The sequence below is a fragment of the Streptomyces sp. NPDC014995 genome (genome assembly GCF_043080745.1).
Lineage (GTDB): Bacteria > Actinomycetota > Actinomycetes > Streptomycetales > Streptomycetaceae > Streptomyces.
This window is the reverse complement of the sequence record NZ_JBIBVX010000021.1, coordinates 155,160-174,419: the sequence shown is the minus strand read 5'-3', so window position 1 is coordinate 174,419 and position 19,260 is coordinate 155,160. Positions and strand designations below refer to the sequence as shown.

The 19,260-nt window shown below is 70.3% G+C and carries 19 protein-coding genes and 1 pseudogene; 8 read left to right on the top strand and 12 right to left on the bottom strand.

What is annotated here, in order from left to right:
* Nucleotides 1-222: 222 nt before the first annotated feature.
* Both ACF1A1_RS34350 and ACF1A1_RS34345 read right to left on the bottom strand, forming a co-directional pair.
* Complete coding sequence (locus ACF1A1_RS34350; RefSeq protein ID WP_392005287.1) at nt 223-861, bottom strand: hypothetical protein; 639 nt, start codon at nt 859-861, stop codon at nt 223-225.
* A gap of 19 nt (nt 862-880) precedes the next feature.
* Nucleotides 881-1,879, bottom strand: coding sequence for an anion permease (locus tag ACF1A1_RS34345; protein ID WP_392005285.1), 999 nt, complete (start codon nt 1,877-1,879; stop codon nt 881-883).
* Between the two features lie 223 nt (nt 1,880-2,102).
* On the opposite strand from ACF1A1_RS34345, the gene ACF1A1_RS34340 reads away from it, so the two are divergent.
* The gene (locus ACF1A1_RS34340) at nt 2,103-2,402 is read left to right on the top strand and encodes a toll/interleukin-1 receptor domain-containing protein (RefSeq protein ID WP_392005283.1); all 300 of its coding nucleotides are present in this window, start codon (nt 2,103-2,105) and stop codon (nt 2,400-2,402) included.
* A 284-nt stretch (nt 2,403-2,686) separates the two neighbouring features.
* Nucleotides 2,687-3,430: an SOS response-associated peptidase gene (locus ACF1A1_RS34335; protein ID WP_392005281.1), complete on the top strand. Its 744-nt coding sequence runs from the start codon at nt 2,687-2,689 to the stop codon at nt 3,428-3,430.
* 436 nt (nt 3,431-3,866) lie between these two features.
* Here ACF1A1_RS34335 and ACF1A1_RS34330 read toward each other — a convergent pair.
* Nucleotides 3,867-4,077 (bottom strand): annotated as a pseudogene (locus ACF1A1_RS34330) (transposase); the annotation flags it as partial.
* A 241-nt stretch (nt 4,078-4,318) separates the two neighbouring features.
* Here ACF1A1_RS34330 and ACF1A1_RS34325 point away from each other — a divergent pair.
* Nucleotides 4,319-4,522 (top strand): cold-shock protein, encoded by a 204-nt coding sequence (locus ACF1A1_RS34325; protein ID WP_392005279.1) that lies wholly within the window; start codon nt 4,319-4,321, stop codon nt 4,520-4,522.
* A 312-nt stretch (nt 4,523-4,834) separates the two neighbouring features.
* Here ACF1A1_RS34325 and ACF1A1_RS34320 read toward each other — a convergent pair whose 3' ends face one another.
* Both ACF1A1_RS34320 and ACF1A1_RS34315 read right to left on the bottom strand, forming a co-directional pair.
* Nucleotides 4,835-5,281, bottom strand: coding sequence for a DUF2267 domain-containing protein (locus ACF1A1_RS34320; RefSeq protein ID WP_392005278.1), 447 nt, complete (start codon nt 5,279-5,281; stop codon nt 4,835-4,837).
* A 249-nt stretch (nt 5,282-5,530) separates the two neighbouring features.
* On the bottom strand, nt 5,531-5,668 hold the full coding sequence (locus tag ACF1A1_RS34315) for a hypothetical protein (RefSeq protein ID WP_392005276.1): 138 nt from the start codon (nt 5,666-5,668) through the stop codon (nt 5,531-5,533).
* Between the two features lie 267 nt (nt 5,669-5,935).
* On the opposite strand from ACF1A1_RS34315, the gene ACF1A1_RS34310 reads away from it, so the two are divergent.
* From ACF1A1_RS34310 to grpE, 3 genes are all read left to right on the top strand, one after another.
* Nucleotides 5,936-6,436 carry a J domain-containing protein gene (locus ACF1A1_RS34310; RefSeq protein ID WP_392005274.1) on the top strand — a complete coding sequence of 167 codons (501 nt, stop codon included), beginning with the start codon at nt 5,936-5,938 and terminating at the stop codon, nt 6,434-6,436.
* Between the two features lie 648 nt (nt 6,437-7,084).
* Complete coding sequence (gene dnaK, locus ACF1A1_RS34305; RefSeq protein WP_392005272.1) at nt 7,085-8,971, top strand: molecular chaperone DnaK; 1,887 nt, start codon at nt 7,085-7,087, stop codon at nt 8,969-8,971.
* Nucleotides 8,968-9,552 carry a nucleotide exchange factor GrpE gene (gene grpE, locus ACF1A1_RS34300; protein ID WP_392005270.1) on the top strand — a complete coding sequence of 195 codons (585 nt, stop codon included), beginning with the start codon at nt 8,968-8,970 and terminating at the stop codon, nt 9,550-9,552. Before dnaK ends, grpE begins: the two co-directional genes overlap by 4 nt.
* A 675-nt stretch (nt 9,553-10,227) precedes the next feature.
* Here grpE and ACF1A1_RS34295 read toward each other — a convergent pair.
* The 3 genes from ACF1A1_RS34295 to ACF1A1_RS34285 all read right to left on the bottom strand — a co-directional run bounded on the left by ACF1A1_RS34295 (nt 10,228) and on the right by ACF1A1_RS34285 (nt 13,505).
* Entirely contained in the window at nt 10,228-10,671 is a 444-nt protein-coding gene (locus ACF1A1_RS34295) for a DUF2809 domain-containing protein (protein ID WP_392005268.1), read from the bottom strand.
* 181 nt (nt 10,672-10,852) lie between these two features.
* Nucleotides 10,853-11,497 carry a hypothetical protein gene (locus ACF1A1_RS34290; RefSeq protein ID WP_392005266.1) on the bottom strand — a complete coding sequence of 215 codons (645 nt, stop codon included), beginning with the start codon at nt 11,495-11,497 and terminating at the stop codon, nt 10,853-10,855.
* Between the two features lie 166 nt (nt 11,498-11,663).
* The gene (locus ACF1A1_RS34285; protein ID WP_392005265.1) at nt 11,664-13,505 is read right to left on the bottom strand and encodes a glycoside hydrolase family 15 protein; all 1,842 of its coding nucleotides are present in this window, start codon (nt 13,503-13,505) and stop codon (nt 11,664-11,666) included.
* 353 nt (nt 13,506-13,858) lie between these two features.
* Between ACF1A1_RS34285 and ACF1A1_RS34280 the strand changes: the two genes are divergently transcribed.
* Nucleotides 13,859-14,989 (top strand): site-2 protease family protein, encoded by a 1,131-nt coding sequence (locus ACF1A1_RS34280; protein ID WP_392005263.1) that lies wholly within the window; start codon nt 13,859-13,861, stop codon nt 14,987-14,989.
* Nucleotides 14,990-15,001: 12 nt separating this feature from the next.
* Here the strand turns inward: ACF1A1_RS34280 and ACF1A1_RS34275 are convergent, their stop codons facing one another.
* Nucleotides 15,002-15,439 (bottom strand): hypothetical protein, encoded by a 438-nt coding sequence (locus tag ACF1A1_RS34275; RefSeq protein ID WP_392005261.1) that lies wholly within the window; start codon nt 15,437-15,439, stop codon nt 15,002-15,004.
* A 40-nt stretch (nt 15,440-15,479) separates the two neighbouring features.
* Entirely contained in the window at nt 15,480-15,995 is a 516-nt protein-coding gene (locus ACF1A1_RS34270; protein WP_392005259.1) for a GNAT family N-acetyltransferase, read from the bottom strand.
* 1,028 nt (nt 15,996-17,023) lie between these two features.
* Here ACF1A1_RS34270 and ppk2 point away from each other — a divergent pair.
* Nucleotides 17,024-17,827, top strand: coding sequence for a polyphosphate kinase 2 (gene ppk2, locus ACF1A1_RS34265; protein ID WP_392005257.1), 804 nt, complete (start codon nt 17,024-17,026; stop codon nt 17,825-17,827).
* A 528-nt stretch (nt 17,828-18,355) separates the two neighbouring features.
* Here the strand turns inward: ppk2 and ACF1A1_RS34260 are convergent.
* Nucleotides 18,356-18,688, bottom strand: a complete 333-nt coding sequence (locus ACF1A1_RS34260) for a hypothetical protein (RefSeq protein ID WP_392005255.1) — start codon at nt 18,686-18,688, stop codon at nt 18,356-18,358.
* 189 nt (nt 18,689-18,877) lie between these two features.
* Nucleotides 18,878-19,147, bottom strand: coding sequence for an SCO4225 family membrane protein (locus ACF1A1_RS34255; protein WP_392005254.1), 270 nt, complete (start codon nt 19,145-19,147; stop codon nt 18,878-18,880).
* Nucleotides 19,148-19,260: the final 113 nt, after the last annotated feature.

The following is a 19,260-nucleotide window of genomic DNA, read 5'->3' as shown; positions in this document are numbered from 1 at the left end:
GCGCAGGGTCATCGGGCTCGGGTTACGCCGGGTGGGCCACGCGCTGACCAGATCGATCGACCGCGCCCGGTGGCGACATCGCTCGGACAGTGATGTCGCCACCGGGCCGCACCAGCGGATCCTGCGCGCGGTAATCGGAGTGACCGACCCGGGCGGGCACGGCTCCATCGGCCGCCGGCCCGCTGACAACAGTCCGGGCCGGCCGGGCACCATCTGGTGCTTTCACGGGCGGCCTGCACGTGCGGGAGAACGACCGGGCGGGCCACCCGTCGTCACGGAGGGGCCGGATGTCGTCGCCCGTGCGTCGACCACGGCCTGACGCAGGAGCTGTGACAGGCGCAGGTCGGCGTCTGGCGCGGCGCTCAGGACGCGGAGGGCGTGTTCGAGGTGGTGGTGGCCCGGACCGCGCCACCACAGCAGGTCGGCGATGCGGGCCAGTGCCTCAGGGGTACGTGCGTGGGCGAGCCGGTCGGCCCGAGCGCGGCACACCGTACCGCGTCGCTTCAGGCGCCGGGATCCGGGCCGCAGCCGACGGGCTGCGTCCACGACCGCGCCGATCAGCAGGGGCGAGTAGGTCCGGTCGACGGGACGCGCGCCGGCGAGGTCGGCGGCCAACGGCCACAGAGCGCGGCGGGTGGGCTCGCTGACGCTGTCGTTGACCGCGCGGGCGAGGGCGGCCAGCACCGGATTGGAGCCGGGTGGACTGTCGGTGAAGCGGCCGGTGGCCAGCAGGGCGGCGGCCTCCATCAGGCAGGCTCCGTCGTCGGGGTGCAGGTGGGCGAAGCGGCCGGGTGTCGGCAGGCCATCGGGAAGCCCGGCTCTCAGCGCCTCGGGCGGTCGGGGGTCGGGCGTGGCAGGCATGATCGGCCTCCTGCGAGGGTCACAGACCGGTGGCTGCGTGCAGGATGAGGTACATCGCCGCGGCGGGCACCCCCGCTCCCGGGAAGGTGAGGATCCACGCGGTGACGATGGAGCGGGCTACCTGCCAGCGTACGGCCGATGCCCGCCGGGTGGCGCCGGCGCCCAGGATGGCCGCGGTGATCGTCTGAGTGGTGGAGATCGGGGCCTTGACCACGAACGCGGTGGTGTAGAGGACAGCCGCGGCGGCGGTCTCGGCAGCGAATCCTCGCGGCGGGTCGAGGTGGACGATGCGCCGGCCCAGGGTGGTGATGATGCGGCGCCCGCCGCTGTAGGTGCCCGCGGCCATGGCCGCGGCCACCGCGGCGATCACCCAGAGGGGTACGGAGAAGTCGTCCTGCCAGCCCGCCGTCACCAGGGCGAGCACGATCACGCCCATGGTCTTCTGCGCGTCCTGCAGCCCGTGGCCGAGGCCCATGGCGGCGGCTGAGACGCTCTGCGCCACGCGGAAGCGGCGGGTGGTGGGGCGTGGAGCAGCGCGGCGGAACGCCCACAGGATGATCGTGTGCAGCGTGTAGCCGAGGACGATGCCGACCAGTGGGGACAGCAGCATGGGCAGCAGGACCTTGTCCACGATGCCGGTCCAGTGCACGGTGGCCGAGGCGGCGAGTGCGGCACCGACCAGTCCGCCGATCAACGCGTGGGAGGACGAGGTCGGCAGTCCCCGCCACCAGGTGAATACGTTCCAGCCGATCGCGCCGATGAGCGCGCTCATCACCAGCAGCAGGCCGGAGAAATCCTCGGGCGCGGCGATGATGCCGCTGCCGACGGTCTTGGCGACCTCGGTGCCCAGGAAGGCGCCGAAGAAGTTCATCACGGCGGCCATGGCCAGCGCCACGCGGGGAGTGAGGGCTCTGGTGGAGATGGAGGTGGCGATCGCGTTCGCGGCGTCGTGGAAGCCGTTGGTGAAGTCGAAGGTCAGCCCGACGATGATGATCAGAACCACCAGGGTCAGCTCCATGAACGGATCACCCCTCGCCGCACGTGCGGTGGGGCACCGCGCGGCCGCATGCGCTGTCGTACGTCTCCATCATGGCGCGAAACCCCTCCGCGGACCGGCGCACGCCCGGCAGCGGCACGGTCGGCTGCCCTGTTTCCCGGGCCTGCGCCGGAAGCCCGGCTCGTAGCGCTGCGGGCGGCGACCACGCCCCACCGACCAGTCGTGGTCGCCGTCATGGTCGGGGGTGGCGACGGCGTGCCCGGCGCTGTGGTCGGGTGCACTGATCGGCGTCGACGCGTGGCTCGGCTCCTGGGAGTTCCAGCCGGGAGAGTCGGTTCCCGGCAAGGTCGACGAAGCACCGGGGGTGGTCGACACCGTCATGGTCTTCCGGTCAGCCGACGCCGCGGCATCAGCCTGGGTCAATACGGAGGAGTGGCGCACCGCTATCACGCGTCCGCCGAACGAGGATGTACGTCTCATTCCGGTCATTCTGGATGAGACCCGCTCCCACCGCTGCTCCAGCCGCTCAGGCGGGTCTCACTGACCGACGGAGACGCCGATCGAGCCGCCCCCACTGACCGCAAAACCGCGGCGAAGGCCCGGTGACCGGGGTGGCATCGGGCCGTTGATGGCGCCATCGGTCCACGTTGCAGGAGACGGTGCAGTGCTTGCCGGGTCATCGTGCGCGGCGAAGCCGGCAGCTCAGGCAACCCTCGGCACAGCAGCCGTTCACCCACGGTGGCTCCGTCACGGACAGCGAGCCAGAAGCCGCTGTCGCCCACGAAACCGGATCCGCCAACTCGGCCAGGTGCGTGGCACAGTGGCGATATGTGCGGCCGCTACGTCTCCACCCGCAGTCCGCAGGACCTCTCCGGGCTCTTCCACGTCACCGACTGGCGCCCCGACGAGACACTGGCACCAAGCTGGAACGTCGCCCCCACCGACGACGTGTACGCAGTCCTCGAACGCACCCCACGAGAGGACGACGACGGCGGGTCGGCGCGCAGGGAACTGCGGCCGCTGCGATGGGGCCTGGTGCCCTCCTGGGCGAAAGACCCCAAGATCGGCTCCCGGATGATCAACGCTCGGGTGGAGACCGTGCACGAGAAGCCCGCCTACCGCCGCGCCTTCGCCCGACGCCGCTGCCTGCTCCCGGCCGACGGCTTCTACGAGTGGCAGCCGCTCAAGAACGACAGGACCGGCAGGACCCGCAAGCAGCCGTACTTCATCCACCCCGCCAACGGGCAGGTGATGGCCCTCGCCGGCCTGTACGAGTACTGGCGCGACCCGGACGTCGAGGACGACGACGATCCGGCGGCCTGGCTGATGACCTGCGCCATCATCACCACCGAGGCCACCGACGCAGCCGGCCGCATCCACCCCCGCATGCCGCTCGCCCTCACCCCCGACCACTACGACGCCTGGCTCGACCCCCACCGGGAGAACGCCGACGACCTGCGTGCCCTGCTCACCCAGCCGGCAGACGGACACCTCAACGCGCGGCCCGTCTCAACGGCCGTGAACAAGACCGACAACAACGGCCCACACCTCCTGGACGAGGTCACCTCATAGGGTGGAGAAGTCATGGACGTGTGCGGCGTCGGCCTGCGCTGTATCGCCGTAGCTCAGCACGAAGAGGGCGACAATCAGCCACAGCAGCGAGGGCGCCAAGCTCTACGGGGTGGGCTGCAAGCGGGCGAACAGCCACTGCTGTACACCGACGGCGTCACCGCGAGGTGCGCGACGAGACCGGCCGCCGCTTCTCTCCACTCCATGAGTGCGCGCACCTGCTGAACGGGCCCGACGCGCACCGCGCCCTGGAGGCGCTGCGCGCGGACCTGGTCCGGCATGCCGCCGGGCCGCCACACGACGACGCCGCGACGCTCCTCTCGCGCTACCACGGCCATGGGCGAGGAAAATCTGCCCCCACCGGGTGAGGGGAAAGGACGCCAACCCCGACAACCGCCGCGAGACCCTGCTGCAGCTCGCCAACGGATCTGACCGGCCACGAGGTGGAGTCCAGACTCACCATGCTCCCGTTGACCCGCCCCTGAGCGTCGGCATCGGCTGGAACCGCCTGGAGGACCCGATCTCGGGTGCCATCCGCTGACCAGCGGCGATGGTGCTCATAGATCGTCTTCCAGCTGCCGAACCGCTCCGGTACGTCACCACGGGACGCCGGCGGGGACCCGGAACAGGATCCCGCTGATCGCCGTCCGTGCCGGCGGGCACGGTGGCCGATGCCGGTGTACGGCAACGGGCGGAAGACTGATCCCGGCGCGTTTTCGGTAGCGGTCGGCGTCAGACCGATATAGCGTTGTTATCAGCAGTCGTGGTTCCGAAGTCCCGTTCGCCCGTGATCGCATCACGGGCGTTCTTGCTGTTCAGCACCTCTCCGGACCAGGGCGATCACCTCCCGAGCGCGCAGGGCGCGGGCTCGGTTTCCCGAAGGAGACGGTTATGCCCAAGGGCACAGTCAAGTGGTTCAACAGCGAGAAGGGCTTCGGCTTCATCGAGCAGGAGGGCGGCGGCCCCGACGTCTTCGCCCACTACTCCAACATCACCGGCCAGGGTTACCGCGAGCTCCAGGAAGGCCAGACGGTCGAGTTCGACGTAACCCAGGGCCAGAAGGGCCCGCAGGCGGAGAACATTCGCCCCGTCTGATCGCGCTCATCCTGCTGATGCCCGGCGTCCCCACTGCGGAACGCCGGGCATCGGCGCGTCAGCGGCGGCCTAGTGAACCCGTCGGCGCGCCGGCAGGCACGACGACTGACGACGACCGGCACGATCAACGACGCCCCGACCTGCCACCGGACGGCTGGCGCGAAGATCTGTTCCCTGCCCCTGCCCCTGCCCCTGCCCCTGCCCCTGCCCCTGCCCCTGCTGGTGCTCCCGCGCTGCCACGGCCTCACACAACACAGAGAGCAGACGCAGCTAGCACCTCGACGGATTGGGCAGGGCACGAGTGCCGAGAGATCATTGCGTATTCCCGGATGCTGACGAGGGCTCCGGCTCGTCGGGGCGGGGCACAGCGAGCTTCGGTCGGCCGAAGAGCAGGTCATAGCCCGGAGGCAGCTGCAGGAGGACCCTGCTCATCAGGTCTTCGCCCGCGGCATCGGCCGCGACGCTGAGCACCGCGCTGACATCCCAAGTGGCCGTCCGCTCGGTGGCCCCCTCGATCCATGCCGCTGTGGCCCGGATGAACCGCTCCGGCGAGAGCGGTTCGTGCGCCTGGAGAGGGTTGAGCAGCACCATGGCGAACGTCTCGGGAAGCCGGCCTGCCAGTTCGGTACGTGCCTCGCCCACCAGGTGTGCGCCCAGGAGGGCGAGCACGACTCGGGCCGCTCGCTCAGCCTCCTGCGGTGTGCCGTATTCACCCCGCTCCTGGACCGCTGCCAGGAACTCGTCCCATTGCATGCGCATGGTGTTCCTCCCTGGTGGATTCCAGGCCGACTCCGCCGCGGCGGCCCGGGCCGTTGCTCGGGCGGTCCCGCCGCCACGATGGTCAGCCGCGCTGATGTGCCGAGGCCCTTGCCGCTCGTGGCGATCTTCCGATGCCGGCCTCGCAGGCGGGCCTCACTCTGTTTGTACCCAAGGAGCGTTTCGATGTGCGACTGCCGGCGCGACGATCGCTGAGCTGTACGCGCCGCCGGGTCGCCGGGCGCTTTCGGCCTACTCGGAACCCTCTTCCGGGACCTGGTAGGTCTTGCTCCAGGTGGCTCCGCAGCGGCAGGAGGAGTGCTCCACGAGCTCACCGTTTTCGGTGATCCCCAGGCCCTGGTTGATACGGACGTGCACGTGCTCGGACATCGGCGGATTCCCTTTCTGCGAGCCGTCGACTCGACGACAGGCTGAAAGCCCCCATTCTCTGCAGTGGGGGCAAAGCTGGTGTAGGAGTCACGTCACATGTCGTGGATGAAAAGGGGGAATGGTGCGCTTGGACGGCTGCGCACACGAACCGTTCTCATCACGCCCGTATGCCCCAGACCAGGCATATTGACAATGGGCACGCAAGGTTATATGCGTTGCTGATAGCAGATTCTCGGGATTTGCGCAGGTCGAGCGGAGGCGAGGCCGATGTTCGGGAAGCAACCGCCGCCGGACCACTACGCGGTCCTCGGCGTCCAACGTTCCGCCTCAGCCCGGCAGATCACCTCCGCATACCGTCGGCTGGTGCGTTCGCTGCACCCCGACGCCGGCCCGGAGGATCCGGCGGCAGCGGAAAATCTCGCCGCCGTCCTCGCTGCCTACGACACGCTGCGCGATCCGGGACGACGCGCGGCGTACGACGCCGGGCGGAGCGGCGCGACGTCACGTGCGGCTGCTGGTCAGCCGGTACCCGTCCGAGTCACCCGGAGGACGCGGACCTCCCCCGCGAGGTCGGCGCCCCCGAGCCGGGCGCAGCGCGAGGCGTCCGGCTTGCCGGACGGTCCCGAGGGACTGTTCTTCCCCTTCATTTCCGCATCGTCTCGCATCGACCACCGGTTCGCGGATCTTCCCCTGGGGTGGGAGGAGCGCGACTTCCTCAGGCGCGTCATGCAGCAGTGGCTGCGCCGCACGGACTCGTGGTGGCCATAGCGGGCCGTGGTACTGCAGGCGCCGGGGCACTGCGGTCCTCGCCGCGCTCCGCCTGAGCCCCGTGCCAGGGCCGGCTGGGGAGTCAGTGACTCAGGTGTCGGAGCGGGGAGCGGAAGCTGTCGCCTCCCGGATCAGGCGGGCGACCAGAGCAGGCGGGCAAACAGAGCAGGCGCGTCGCTCATCGGGCATGAGTTGCGGGGCAAGCCGGGTGACGCGCGCTGCCTGCCGCGCCGATCGCGGCAGGTGGCCCCGTACCACTTGCGTCCGAACTGGCTCATAGGGGGCTCGTGTGGTTCGCCGCCCCGTCCCCCGCGTGTGCCGCGTCCTGGCTTCCGGCCTTCCTCGTGGCGCTCCTCGACGGCAACCCGGCTGTCCTACGGCTGCCGCCCGGCAATCCGTTTCCCGACGCACCGACCGCCGTCGTCCGGGCCCGCCACCTCTGGCCCTTACCGGTTCAGCTCGTGGCGTCGGTCGCGTTCGGCGGGCGCTTTGGGACCGCACGCTCGTGGGCGACTGCGTTCCGCCGGTCACGAAAGCCACTAAAGGGTGCGGACGGGTATTTCTTGACAATCCGAGATGTGGACTTTATCCAGACTCTTAGCGAGGTACATCTGCTCCGGGTCTGGAACTCAGATGGAGGAGAGGACCATGGCACGCGCAGTGGGAATCGACCTGGGCACGACGAACTCGGTGGTCTGCGTGCTCGAGGGCGGGGAGCCCACGGTCATCACCAACACGGAAGGGGCGCGGACCACCCCGTCGGTGGTCGCCTTCGCCAAGAGTGGCGAGGTGCTGGTCGGTGAGGTGGCCAAGCGTCAGGCCGTCACCAACGTGGAGCGCACCGTGCGTTCCGTCAAGCGTCACATGGGTGACGCGCACTGGCGGTTCCCGGACTCGGGAAGCATCGACGGCAAGCGGTACACGGCGCAGGAGATCTCCGCGCGGGTGCTGCAGAAGCTCAAGCGGGACGCCGAGGCGTACCTCGGCGAGGACGTCACGGATGCGGTCATCACGGTTCCGGCGTACTTCAACGACTCCCAGCGCACCGCGACCAAGGAAGCCGGTGAGATCGCCGGCCTGAAGGTGCTGCGGATCATCAACGAGCCCACGTCCGCCGCCCTGGCCTACGGCCTGGACAAGGAGAGCGACCAGACGGTGCTGGTCTTCGACCTCGGCGGCGGCACGTTCGACGTGTCCCTGCTGGAGATCGGCGAGGGCGTGGTCGAGGTCAAGGCCACCAACGGCGACACCCACCTGGGCGGCGACGACTGGGACCAGCGGATCGTCGACCACCTGGCCAAGCAGTTCAAGAACAACTACGGCGTCGACCTGGCCAAGGACAAGATGGCCGTGCAGCGGCTGCGCGAGGCCGCCGAGCGGGCGAAGATCGAGCTGTCGTCGTCCTCCGAGACGACGATCAACCTGCCGTACATCACCGCCTCCGCCGAGGGCCCGCTGCACCTGGACGAGAAGCTCACCCGCGCCCAGTTCCAGCAGCTGACCGCGGACCTGCTGGAGCGGTGCAAGGGCCCGTTCCACAACGCGATCAAGGACGCCCGGATCAAGGTGTCCGACATCGACCACGTCATCCTGGTCGGCGGCTCGACGAGGATGCCGGCGGTGACCGATCTGGTGCGGGAGCTGACCGGCAAGGACCCGCACAAGGGCGTCAACCCCGACGAGGTCGTCGCCGTGGGCGCAGCCCTGCAGGCCGGTGTGCTCAAGGGTGAGGTCAAGGACGTCCTGCTGCTCGACGTCACCCCGCTGTCCCTCGGCATCGAGACCAAGGGCGGCATCATGACCAGGCTGATCGAGCGCAACACGACGATCCCGACGAAGCGTTCGGAGACCTTCACGACGGCCGAGGACAACCAGCCGTCCGTGCAGATCCAGGTCTACCAGGGCGAGCGCGAGATCGCGGCGTACAACAAGAAGCTCGGCATGTTCGAGCTGACCGGCCTGCCGCCGGCCCCGCGCGGTGTGCCGCAGATCGAGGTCACCTTCGACATCGACGCCAACGGCATCATGCACGTCTCGGCCAAGGACCTCGGCACGGGCCGGGAGCAGCGCATGACCGTCACCGGCGGCTCCTCGCTGCCCAAGGACGACATCGACCGCATGATGCGCGAGGCGGAGCAGCACGCCGAGGAGGACCGGCGCAGGCGCGAGGCCGCCGAGACCCGCAACCGGGCCGAGCAGGTCGCCTACCAGACGGAACGGCTGCTCGCCGACAACGCCGACAAGATCCCCGCCGATGTGAAGGACGAGGTGGAGAGCGCTCTGGCGGAGCTGAAGGAGGCGCTGAAGGCGGAGCCGGCCGACGGCGACCACACCGCCACCCTGCGGCAGGCCGCCGACAAGGTCACCGCCGCGGCGCAGAAGGTGGGCACCGCGATGTACGCGCAGGCGCAGGCTCAGGGCCGGACGGCCGCCGACGGCGCGGGCGGTGGCGAGGCAGGTGCCGCCGGGCAGGACGAGGATGTCGTGGACGCGGAGATCGTCGACGACGACAAGCGGCAGGAGGGCGCTGGATGACCCGCCCGAGCAACCCTCACCGTCCCGGCGAGCACCGGCTGTCGCTCATCGAGGGTGACCGGCGGCGGGATCCGGGGACCAGCCTGGAGCCCCGCCGCCGTGGCGACGTCGAGCCCGCCCGGCACGCCGACACGGCCGCCGGCGAGGCAGACATCCTGCGGGGACAGCTGCGCGAGCGTACAGCGGACCTGCGGCGCGTGCAGTCGGAGTACGACCTCTACCGCAAGCGGGTCCGCCGCGACCGGCGCGCGGTCGGCGAGATGGCCGTGGCCAACGTGCTCGCCGGCCTCCTCCCCGTCCTCGACGCCATCGACCAGGCCCGCAGGCAGGGTGAAGTCACCGGCGGCTTCCAGCGCGTCACCGAGGTACTGGAGACCGAACTCGCCGCTCTGGGGCTGCGGTCCTTCGGCACGGCGGGCGATCCCTTCGACCCCGCCCTGCACGAGGCCGTCTCCTGCACCGCCTCCGACCACGTCGGCCGGCCCACCTGCACCACGATCCTGCGCCCCGGCTACCGGGTCGGCGACCAGCTCCTGCGCCCCGCTCAGGCGGAAGTCGCCGAACCACCGTCCGGGCGGTAGCGGGAGCGTAAGCGTCTGCTGAGCGGTGCTCTGCTCCCGCCCGGCGGCGTCAGTGCCGACCACGGCCCGCGGCGGGTCGCGGTGTCGAGCGGCATCAGGGCGGCGCCGAGGCAGCGCAGGGGATGCCCCGCCGGGTCGCTTGCAGGGGTCTCCGCGCAGCCCGTGAACGGCAAGCGTCGGCCCGACGGGTCCGCCCGCGACCACCGCGCGGCGCGGCTGCCGCGTCCACGCACAAACACAAGCACCAAGCACCACGCACCAGCACCAGCACCAGCACCAGCACCAGGAAGGAGAGGCCGTATTGATATCCGCTGTCGTGATCCCTCTCGTACTGCTCGCTGCCGTCCTCGCATCCAGCCTGTACGAAGACTGGAAGATCTACTCCCGGCAGACCCGGTTGCCTCTGCCCCCGCCCACGCGACCCCTGCGTGTTCGGTTGCTCCGAGCCGCTGGGGCCTGCCTGCCGCGCGGCACCGTGCGGGGTGCCGCGCGCCGGGGTATCCGCCGGCCCAGCCGGGGACGAGCCCATGCGCAGCAGCCTCTCGCCCACCGGCGAGCGCGATCGTAGAAGCCACCCGGCCGGGGACCGTCCCCCCGGCCGGACCTATGCCCGCACCAACCTGGAAGACGGTCGGCACCCGCTTCCACCGTCACGCTCGCCACCTGCGGATGGTGTCAACCGCGCCTTGTACGCGGGCGCGACGGGAAGGAGCCCATCGCGGTGTGGACGAGCCAGCCCGCCGCCCCGCCGACTGCGTACCAGAACAGGTCGGGTGGATTGAAGGTCGAACCGAGCACGAGGCGGGCGACGACGCTGCGTTGGGAGAGTTCCGCCGGCACCTCGCTGAGTTGGAGGAACTCGACCGCCCAACTGACGGCCACCGCGGTTCCAGCGGCCGTAAGGGGCGTCACCCGTGGCGCCACCAGAACGACGAGCGTGAGAAGCAGAACGGTGTACAGCACGTCTCCGCCATACTTCGCCACGCTCCCCGCCGCCACGGCCCTGAGCCCGAGCCCCGCGCTGACGGTCACCACCGCGACCCCGGCCGCGGCCAGACGGGTCCGTACCGGATCGGCGGTGTCGGCGGCGCGGTCGGAGGTTCTGCGGGCGAGGGTCACAGGGTCATACTGCCGGACGTCGGTGCGTACCGCTGTCAGGGGGAAGAGGGTGAGCCGACGCGGTGTTGGAGTACCGGCACAGGTGGTTGGCACAAATGGTTACCCATCCCCAACCGGAAACCCTGGGCGCATCGTTGGCCGGGCGGCACCTCTCCGACCAACTTCGTCGCGGTAGGCGACGTCAGAGTCGGAACGCCGTGGTCACCTGCTCGACGAGATCGTCTTCCGTCATCGTGGTGTCGACCTGGATGGTACGCAGTTGGAGACGCTCGGCCTCCCCGTGGAGGCTCGTTGTGAACATCCGGTCCCGTTCGGCAAGGTTGCGGGCGGCCCTTGCCGGATCGCTGGTCCTCCGGACGAACCCTTCCCCGTGTACGGCCCGACTCCGGACGGCGGCCTGCCGGAAACCAGGTGTGGGAAGGAGCCAGACAGCGTGCTCGGGAGCGGCGAGCAGGGGTCGCACGAGGTGTGGCAGCAGCCGGAAGCCCTCGACGATGACGCACGGTTCCTGCGGCAGGCTAAGGAGGTCTTCGACGATCAGGCCGAAGCCTTCGCCTCGAAACCAGTGGAATGTCTCCAGCATGACGTGCGGAGACCGGTTCACCCATCGCTCGTCCATGTCCATGGCGAGGAACTGGTGCAGGAAGGGAGCCTCCTCGGCCGTGGCCCGCGCAGCGTGGTCCCGCATCACGTCGTCGGTCGCATAGAGTCGCCAACCGTGGCGGTCGGCGAGTCGGCGGGCGATCGTGGACTTCCCCGCACCACTTCCCCCGCCGATCCAGTAAACGTGCCGCAGCCGCGTCGACGGCTCTGCGGTGCCGGCCACCTCTTCATGTTGTCCGGGCCGCATCTCTCTCCCCTCCGATGGGACGGCAGGGCGAACGTCATCCTGACGAAGTCGACACCCTCATCGCCACCATCGACGGAGAGGTGCGGGCCGCGCAACTCACGGGGTACGCGCCGCCGTCGGTGAAGAGGTACGACCGGTTTCTCTACTGGAACCAGGCGTGCGTGGACAGTTCCGGCCGTACGCCGCGTTGGGTGCGGCCGAGGACGACGGCGCTGGAGAGCAGCCCGACATGGCTGAGTGCCTGGGGGAAGTTGCCGAGGAAAGTGTGGTCGCTGGGGTCGATCTGCTCGGCGAACAAGCCGAGTGGGCTGGCGTAGGAGCACAGTTCGTCGAACAGTGCCGAGGCTTCGTCGACGCGCCCTTGGCCGGCGAGGTTGTCCACGAGCCAGAAACTGCACAGCAGGAAGGCCCCTTCGGGTTCGTTGAGCCCGTCGGGTGATTCCTGGGGCAGGTAGCGGAACAGCAGGCCGTCGCCCGCACCGAGGCGTTCCGTGATCGCCCGCGTGGTCGCGGCCATGCGGGGGTGGTCGGCGGGGAGGACGCGTCTGAGGGGCAGGGCGAGTAGCGAGGCGTCCAGTCCTCCTCCCTCACCGAGGTGCTCGGTGAGGGAGTTCGTGCGCTCGTCCCATGCGTCGCGGATGATCCGTCCGGTGAGGCCGCGGGCCTCCGCGGCCCAGGTGATGTCGTTGCCCGGGAGACCCAGGCGGGTGGCCAGCCGTGCGGCACGGTCGAGCGCCACCTGGCACATCGCTGCGGAATACGTGAACGGGCGTCCGCGGGCGCGGATCTCCCAGATACCGTGATCCGGCGTCTTCCAAGCGATCCGGGCCTGCTCGGCGAGGCCGGACAGGCGGTGCCACAGGCCGGTGCTCAGCGGTCTGCCCGTGGCGGCCCATTGGAAGGCGCAGTCGAGGATCTCTCCGTAGACGTCGTGCTGTGTCTGTTCGGCGGCGGCGTTCCCCCACCGGACAGGTGCGGAACCGCGGTAGCCCTCCAGTTCGTCGTCGATCACTTCCCTCGGGGGTGGCCGACCATCCACGTCGTACAGGACCCGCAGCCGTCCGTCCCGCCAGGCGGCGGTGAGAGCCCAGTGGAGGAATCCTCCGGCTTCGTCGGGAAGGCCGATGCGGCGCAGGGCGAAGACGGTGTACGCGGCATCGCGGATCCACGCGTAGCGGTAGTCCCAGTTCCGGTCGCCTCCAATGCGTTCGGGCAGCGAGGAGGTGGGGGCCGCGACGATGGCGCCGTTTTCGACGTGGTCCAGGAGCTTGAGCGTGATGGCTGAGCGACGCACCAGTTCCGTGCGGGGGGTGTCATCAACCACGAGTGCCGACCAGCGGCGCCAGACTCTGATCGTGTCGTCGAGGCAACTGGAGGTGGATTGCCTCGATCCCGGGTCCTGACGTTCGCTCCAGCGCAGGCGTAGCCAGAGGTCCTCTCCCTGGTTCAGGGGAACCGTGCACAGCGGGCCGGGCAGAGGACGGGAGGCGATCAGGTGGAGTTTCAGGGACTGCCGGGTACAGGTCAGGCGCCACCCGGCGGTCTCGGGCTCGGCCCGGGCCTCGCCGCGCGGTTGCACCGTCACCCGGAGATCGACGGAGCCGTGCGTGACCCTGGCATGCCGGACCAGTTCACCTCGGCCGACCGGTGCGTCCACTTCCAGTTGCGCACCTGGTCGGAGGAGGAATGCGTCGGTGACCTCGACGACGCCTGTGCCCGAGCGCAGTTCTGTCACGAGGACGCCGGTGTCCTCGGCGTAGTGCTGGCGGCTCAGCCGCAGCCCGTCGGGTGCCAGCAGGAAGGATCCGCCCCGGTGACGGTCGAGCAGGGAGCAGAACAGGGGTGGAGAGTCGAAGCGGGGGACGCACATGAAGCTGACCGCGCCGTCGCGGCCCACCAGGGCGCACCCGCGGCCGTCGCCGATCAGACCGTGGTCCTCGATCGGCAGATACCCCTCCAGAGGCGTCGGCGACCAGCCGCTCATGTCCGACCGTGTACCCCGCGAGGGGCCTGCGGACCAGCCGGAAGGCTGATTCGACGGCGTCGACCCCTACCGTTCCGGGGTCGCCGTCGAGGACCACATCGAAGGAGAGATCCTGGGCGTCTTCGGCGGCTCCTACCTCGCCGTCCGATTCACCCGGGCCCGACTCAGCCCGGATCTCGCCGGGTCCGACGTGATCGCGGTGGCCATGCCGGCCGGCAGGAGAGCGCCCGCCCCCGGCGCCGCCCGCGCGGAGTGACACTTGCAGTAGGCAGACACCGTGCCGGTCCGATCCCGCACGGCCCGGCGCGTCCGCTCCGGCGGAGGACTGCTCGCCGCTGTCCGCAGGAGAGGCCATGAACCGGTCGGTACGGATGGGACGCGTTCTCGGGGTGCCGCTGCGCATCCACTGGACCGTGCCCCTGCTCGTGATCCTCTTCGGCTACAGCCTGGGCAGTCGGACGCTCCCGGCCATGACTCCGGACCAGTCGGACATCACCTACACGCTCGCGGGCGGGGCCGGTGCCCTGCTGCTCCTCGCGAGCCTGCTGGCCCATGAGGCCGCCCACGCGATCACCGCCCGCCGCAAGGGCATCCCGGTCCGGAGCATCACCCTGTGGGCCCTGGGCGGGATGACGGACATGGGCAGGCCGCACACGGCCGGCGCGACGTTTCTGGTGGCCGTGAGCGGGCCCTTCACCAGCCTGGCCGTCGGTGCGGCGGCTCTCGGCGCGGGTGTCGGGCTCGACGGTGTCTCCGGCTGGGCGGTGCCCGTGGCCGTCCTGCTCTGGCTCGGCTGGGTGAATCTCGTGCTGGCCGTGTTCAACCTGCTGCCGGCCGCCCCGCTCGACGGAGGACGGGTGGTGCAGGCGCTGATGTGGTGGCGCACCGGAGACCAGGACCGTGCCGAGCGAGCAGCCGCACGCGCCGGGCAGGCCCTCGGCATCCTGCTGATCGCCGGTGGATGGACCGCTGTCCTGCGCGGCGTCCTGTCCGGGCTGTGGCTGGCCGTCATCGGCTTCTTCGTCATGATCGTCGCCAGTGCGGAACGCCAGCACGCCCGGCTCGCCCCGGCCCTGCGCGCAACGCGCGCGGCGGATGCCATGTCGAGTCCCGTGGAGACGTGCCCGGACTGGCTGACCGTGCAGCGCTGCGTCGATGACGTGGCCTTCCGGACCCGCCACTCGACCCTGGCGCTGACCGACTTCGAGGGGCGCCCCAGCGGCTTGCTTCACCTCCCACGGCTCGCGAGGATCCCCGCGCCGCAGCGAAAGACACTGCGCGTACGTGACGTGGCGACTCCATTGTCGCGGTGCACCACCTGCGCGCCGGACGACTTCCTGCAGGACGTGCTCGAACGGCCCGCCCCGGGCAGTGGCCTGCCCATCCTCGTCACCGACGGGCAGCACCTGGCAGGCATCATCACCGCACGTGACGTCTCACGGATCGTTCAGCACCATGCGCTTCGCGGCACGAAGAGCCAGTAAGTCGCCCCGGGCTCAGGGCCTGTGCATCCGACGTGGGCTGGTGAAGCACACCTCCAGGTCGGGATCTGCACGCGGGGACGGGGGCTTCTCCCGTGGCCGGCCAGCCGCCTTGCGGTAGTAGGCGACGACCTCCTGTGGAGTGCCGGGGTAGGCGCGCAGGCGTCCTGCGGAGAGCCGGGCGTCACCGCCGCCCGGAAAACCCGCCACAGCGCGACGGCCCCACCGAGTTGCGGGTGGCCAGGCTCTTGGGCCGTAGCCGATGAGCAGCACCGTCTGCACCTGGCCGGTGGCCGAGTGCGGGTCACGGGCCAGCAGGCGCAGCTCGGGGTTCTCCAGGGCGTGGGAGGTCAGGGAGGTGGCGAGGTCGGCAAGGGTGGCCTCCAGCGGAACGTGCTCCAGACCGCACCACCGCGGCGGCGGGCCGCTTCCGTCCCTGTCCTCCTCCGGCATCGGACGGTCGCGGGAATCCACAGACTGGGCGCGTGCGCACTCAGAGAGGGATCCGGAGGTCGAGCACGGACCCTGTGGCATCGACCGGCGTCGCGTCCAGTTTCTCCAGGATGTGCAGCATCGGCTTGTTGCTCGCCGCCACCGCGGCGGCCAGTGTGTGGTGTCCCTCGTCGCGGGCAACGGCCGCCGCATGGTGGGCCAGCGCGGTGCCCAGCCCCCTGGCCTGCCACGCGTCCTCGACCAGGATCGCGAGTTCCCCCACCCCTTGTTGATCGGTGCGCATGACGTTGGTCATGGCGATGATGTGGTCCGTACGCTCGGCCGGAGTGGTCACCAGCGTGGTGCCGCGCTCCGGGCTGGACAACTGACGCCATTCGGCAGGTGAGAGCCCGGACTTGCCCGCGTGGTACCGCAGGGCTCGGCTGCCCAGCGAGCAACGGCGGTGCAGTTCCTGGACCGGGGCCAGGTCGGCGGCGGCCGCCTCCCGGGTCCGGATGGCGGAGCCGTCTGTCAGCGTGATCGAGTGTGTGGCGTCTCGACGGCCGGCGTCGGGCATCGACGTTCTCCTCACTTTGCGATCGTGACTGCGCTGCCGCGGGGGGGGTCGGGGCGGGAGTGCGGCCTTGTTCCGCAGCAGTCTTTTGCCGCCCTCAGGCCGGTTCAAGAGGACTTTGCGTCACATCGATCGCTCTCCGCTTATGTTGAATTACGGAGAGAAACGAAAATGTGAAGGAGTCGTGCCCATCGCGACGCCGATACTGTGCATTGCTCTCGACATCACTTGAGGATTTGCATGGAGGGCCGCCCGGCCCTCGCCGACAGGACAGGCCGATGAGCGTCCACGCTTTGCGTAAGCGGCCCACTTCTCGAATGGGTGGGTGCCCGCCCGCGGCCTGCCCGCCGCCACCCCGGCCGAGGGTGCGACTCGAGGTCCTCGGCGAGCAAGGCCGCCGTGCGGTCCCTGTCGACAACCGCCTCGACGCCGGTCAGCGCACCGGTGTCGTTGTCGGCGGTCACGGAGGCGCCTCCGCCCTCCGGCGCAGATGACCAAGACGCCGCTGTCCAGGAGACCGTGGATGGTCTCCGGTCCCCAGGATCCGTGCGGGCGGCGGGGAGGGGACCACGCGGCGGCAGCCTCTGCCGTCCTTGGCTATGTGTCAGCCGGCCTGCGTGCGGGCGGCTCGGCGAACTTGCGGGAGTACACCTGACCGACGACTTCGTGGGCCGGCCGAAGGCGGGATCGTCGGCCCGTACGAGGGTGTGCGGACCAGCGCGGCGATCCGGGACTCGTCCGGCACTGGGTGCCGAAGGGCCCGACCGTGGTGCCGGGCGGCCCGGCCATCGGCCGTGTGCCCGGCCATGGAGCCGTGTGGCCGGCCATGGAGCCGTGTGGCCCATCGCCCGGCACAGGGCACGGGAGGGCCACCTGACCCCAGGCACGGCAGGGGCCGTGGTCGTCCGTGACAAAGGGTGCCGGTGAACCGAGTGGAGACCCGGGGGGGAGGAGACGGAAGGCGGGATCGCCCCAGACGTCGCGAGATACGTTGAAGTCATCGACGTGGGTCCTCGGGCGAGGGAGGCGGCATGGCCGGCAAGAAGGCGACGAAGGTGCCACGCGCGGCATACGAGCAGGAGCTGCTGCGCCTGCAGACGGAGCTGGTGAAAGTGCAGGAGTGGGTGCGCGCCGAGGGCGCCCGGCTGGTCGTGGTCTTCGAGGGCCGGGACGCGGCCGGCAAGGGCGGCACCATCAAGCGGGTCGCCGAACACCTCAACCCGCGTGTCGCACGCATCGCGGCGCTGCCCAAGCCGACCGAGCGCGAGCGCACGCAGTGGTACTTCCAGCGTTACGTGGAGCATCTGCCGGCGGCCGGGGAGATCGTGCTGTTCGACCGGTCCTGGTACAACCGGGCCGGGGTCGAGCACGTGATGGGTTTCTGCACGAACGAGGAGTACCAGCTCTTCCTGCGGCAGTGCCCGATCTTCGAACGGATGCTGGTGGAGGACGGGATCCTGCTGCGCAAGTACTGGTTCTCGGTGAGCGACACCGAGCAGCAGGAGCGGTTCCGCAAGCGGCTGGAGGATCCGCTGCGGCGCTGGAAGCTGTCACCCATGGACCTGGAGTCGATCACCCGCTGGGAGGCGTACTCCCGGGCCAAGGACGCGATGCTGGTGCATACGGACATCGCCGAGGCGCCGTGGTACGTCGTCGAGAGCGACGACAAGCGGCGGGCCCGGCTGAACATGATCGCCCACCTGCTGGACTCCCTGCCGTATCACGAGGTCCCACCGCCAGTGCTCGATCTGCCGCCCAGGCCGCCGTCGACCGGCTACGAGCGCCCGCCGCGTGATCTGCAGACCTACGTCCCTGATCACGCGGCGAGCCTCTGAGGCGTCGGTCAGGCGTCGTCCACCCGGTGCGGTACGACGGCGGCCGGGAAACGTCCGCGCACAACTGCTGAGTGCCGGGATCCCCGAACAGCGCATCCGCTGCGAGGTCTTCGGCGGCCGACCTGTGGCTGCCCGGCTCGGCGGCCTGAACGACGTCGGGACATCCCACCGCGCTTCCGGGAGAGGAACCGGCATGACCGGTGCGGTGGTCGTACTCGCCGAGGAGGCCACGGGTCGCGCGCTCGTCGACCCACTCCAGGACCGGCTGCGCCGCCAGTTGGACAGGCTTTCCGCGCCGGACGCAAGGACCTCGACCGCGGCGGCCCGGCCCTGGCGTGGTGGCTCCGGCACCCCACGTCCTGCTGCGGGCGGCGGCAGCGCGGCAGACTCTCACCCGGCGTGAGTCCACGGTGAGCAGGGCCCGATCGGTGACGGTCCACCGACCGGGCGCCGCGACACCACCGCCCGCAGCACAATGGCGCGTGGACGATGCCGGTTCGCCGCGCGCTGCCCACACCATGGAGGTGGTCAGGGCAGGACACACGGCGCGTCGGCCGGGCGGGTGTCCTCCTGGCCTCCGCTCCCCTGCCCAGTCCTGGTGTCCGGCCTACGCAGCCGGTGGTACAAGGGGGCCACCAGGACTGCCACCAACATGCCGCCCGCCACCTGGAACGCCCAGCGGATCCAGCCGTCGGGGGCGTCCTCCACACGGTCCAACAGGGTGTGGGAAAAGGGGTAGGCCACCAGGGCGCCGACCAGCACCAGCCACCACGGGCCGGACCATCGGCCTCTGGCGAGGGCGGTGACGCCGACGGCGATGACGATGACCGCGACCAGCACGGCGGTGAGGTTGACATGCATCGGGTACCACTTTCTGCCCGGATCGGGCTGTTGGCCGGCGAGTGAGAGGTGGAGTGTGGGTGGGATGGATGGGGTGGGTGGGTGGGAGGGGATGGGGACGGAGGCGGGGGTCGGCAGGCCGAGTCGGTCAGGCGGCGGCCGGGCGGCCACGCCGGAGGCGACGGACCACCGCGCCGATCAGGTAGGCGTTCACCAGTGCCGCGACCACCTCGACACGATGGACGGCGCCAGCCCGGCCGCTCCCTCGCCCACCGGCAGGAGCGCGAGCGGCAGGCTGGTCGGCGCGGTGATCAGCCACGGCCACACCGCCGCGAACGAGGCGTCCTCGTGCTGGACCGGTACGGCGTCGAGGGCCACCCAGACCCAGACCGCCGCGCACAGCATCGGATAACCCCGGCTGATCCGGTTGTCGGCGATCGGCCCGGCGAGGTCCCGCTTGCCGTTCCGTCGGTTCGACATCTGCTGCCTGCTTTCATGCTCGGGCGCACGGGGCGCACTTCGGTGGTGCCGTCCCGCTGTCGGGCCGACCGTGCGCCGCCGGCGGGCGGCACGGACCGGTCGGTCAGGGGGCA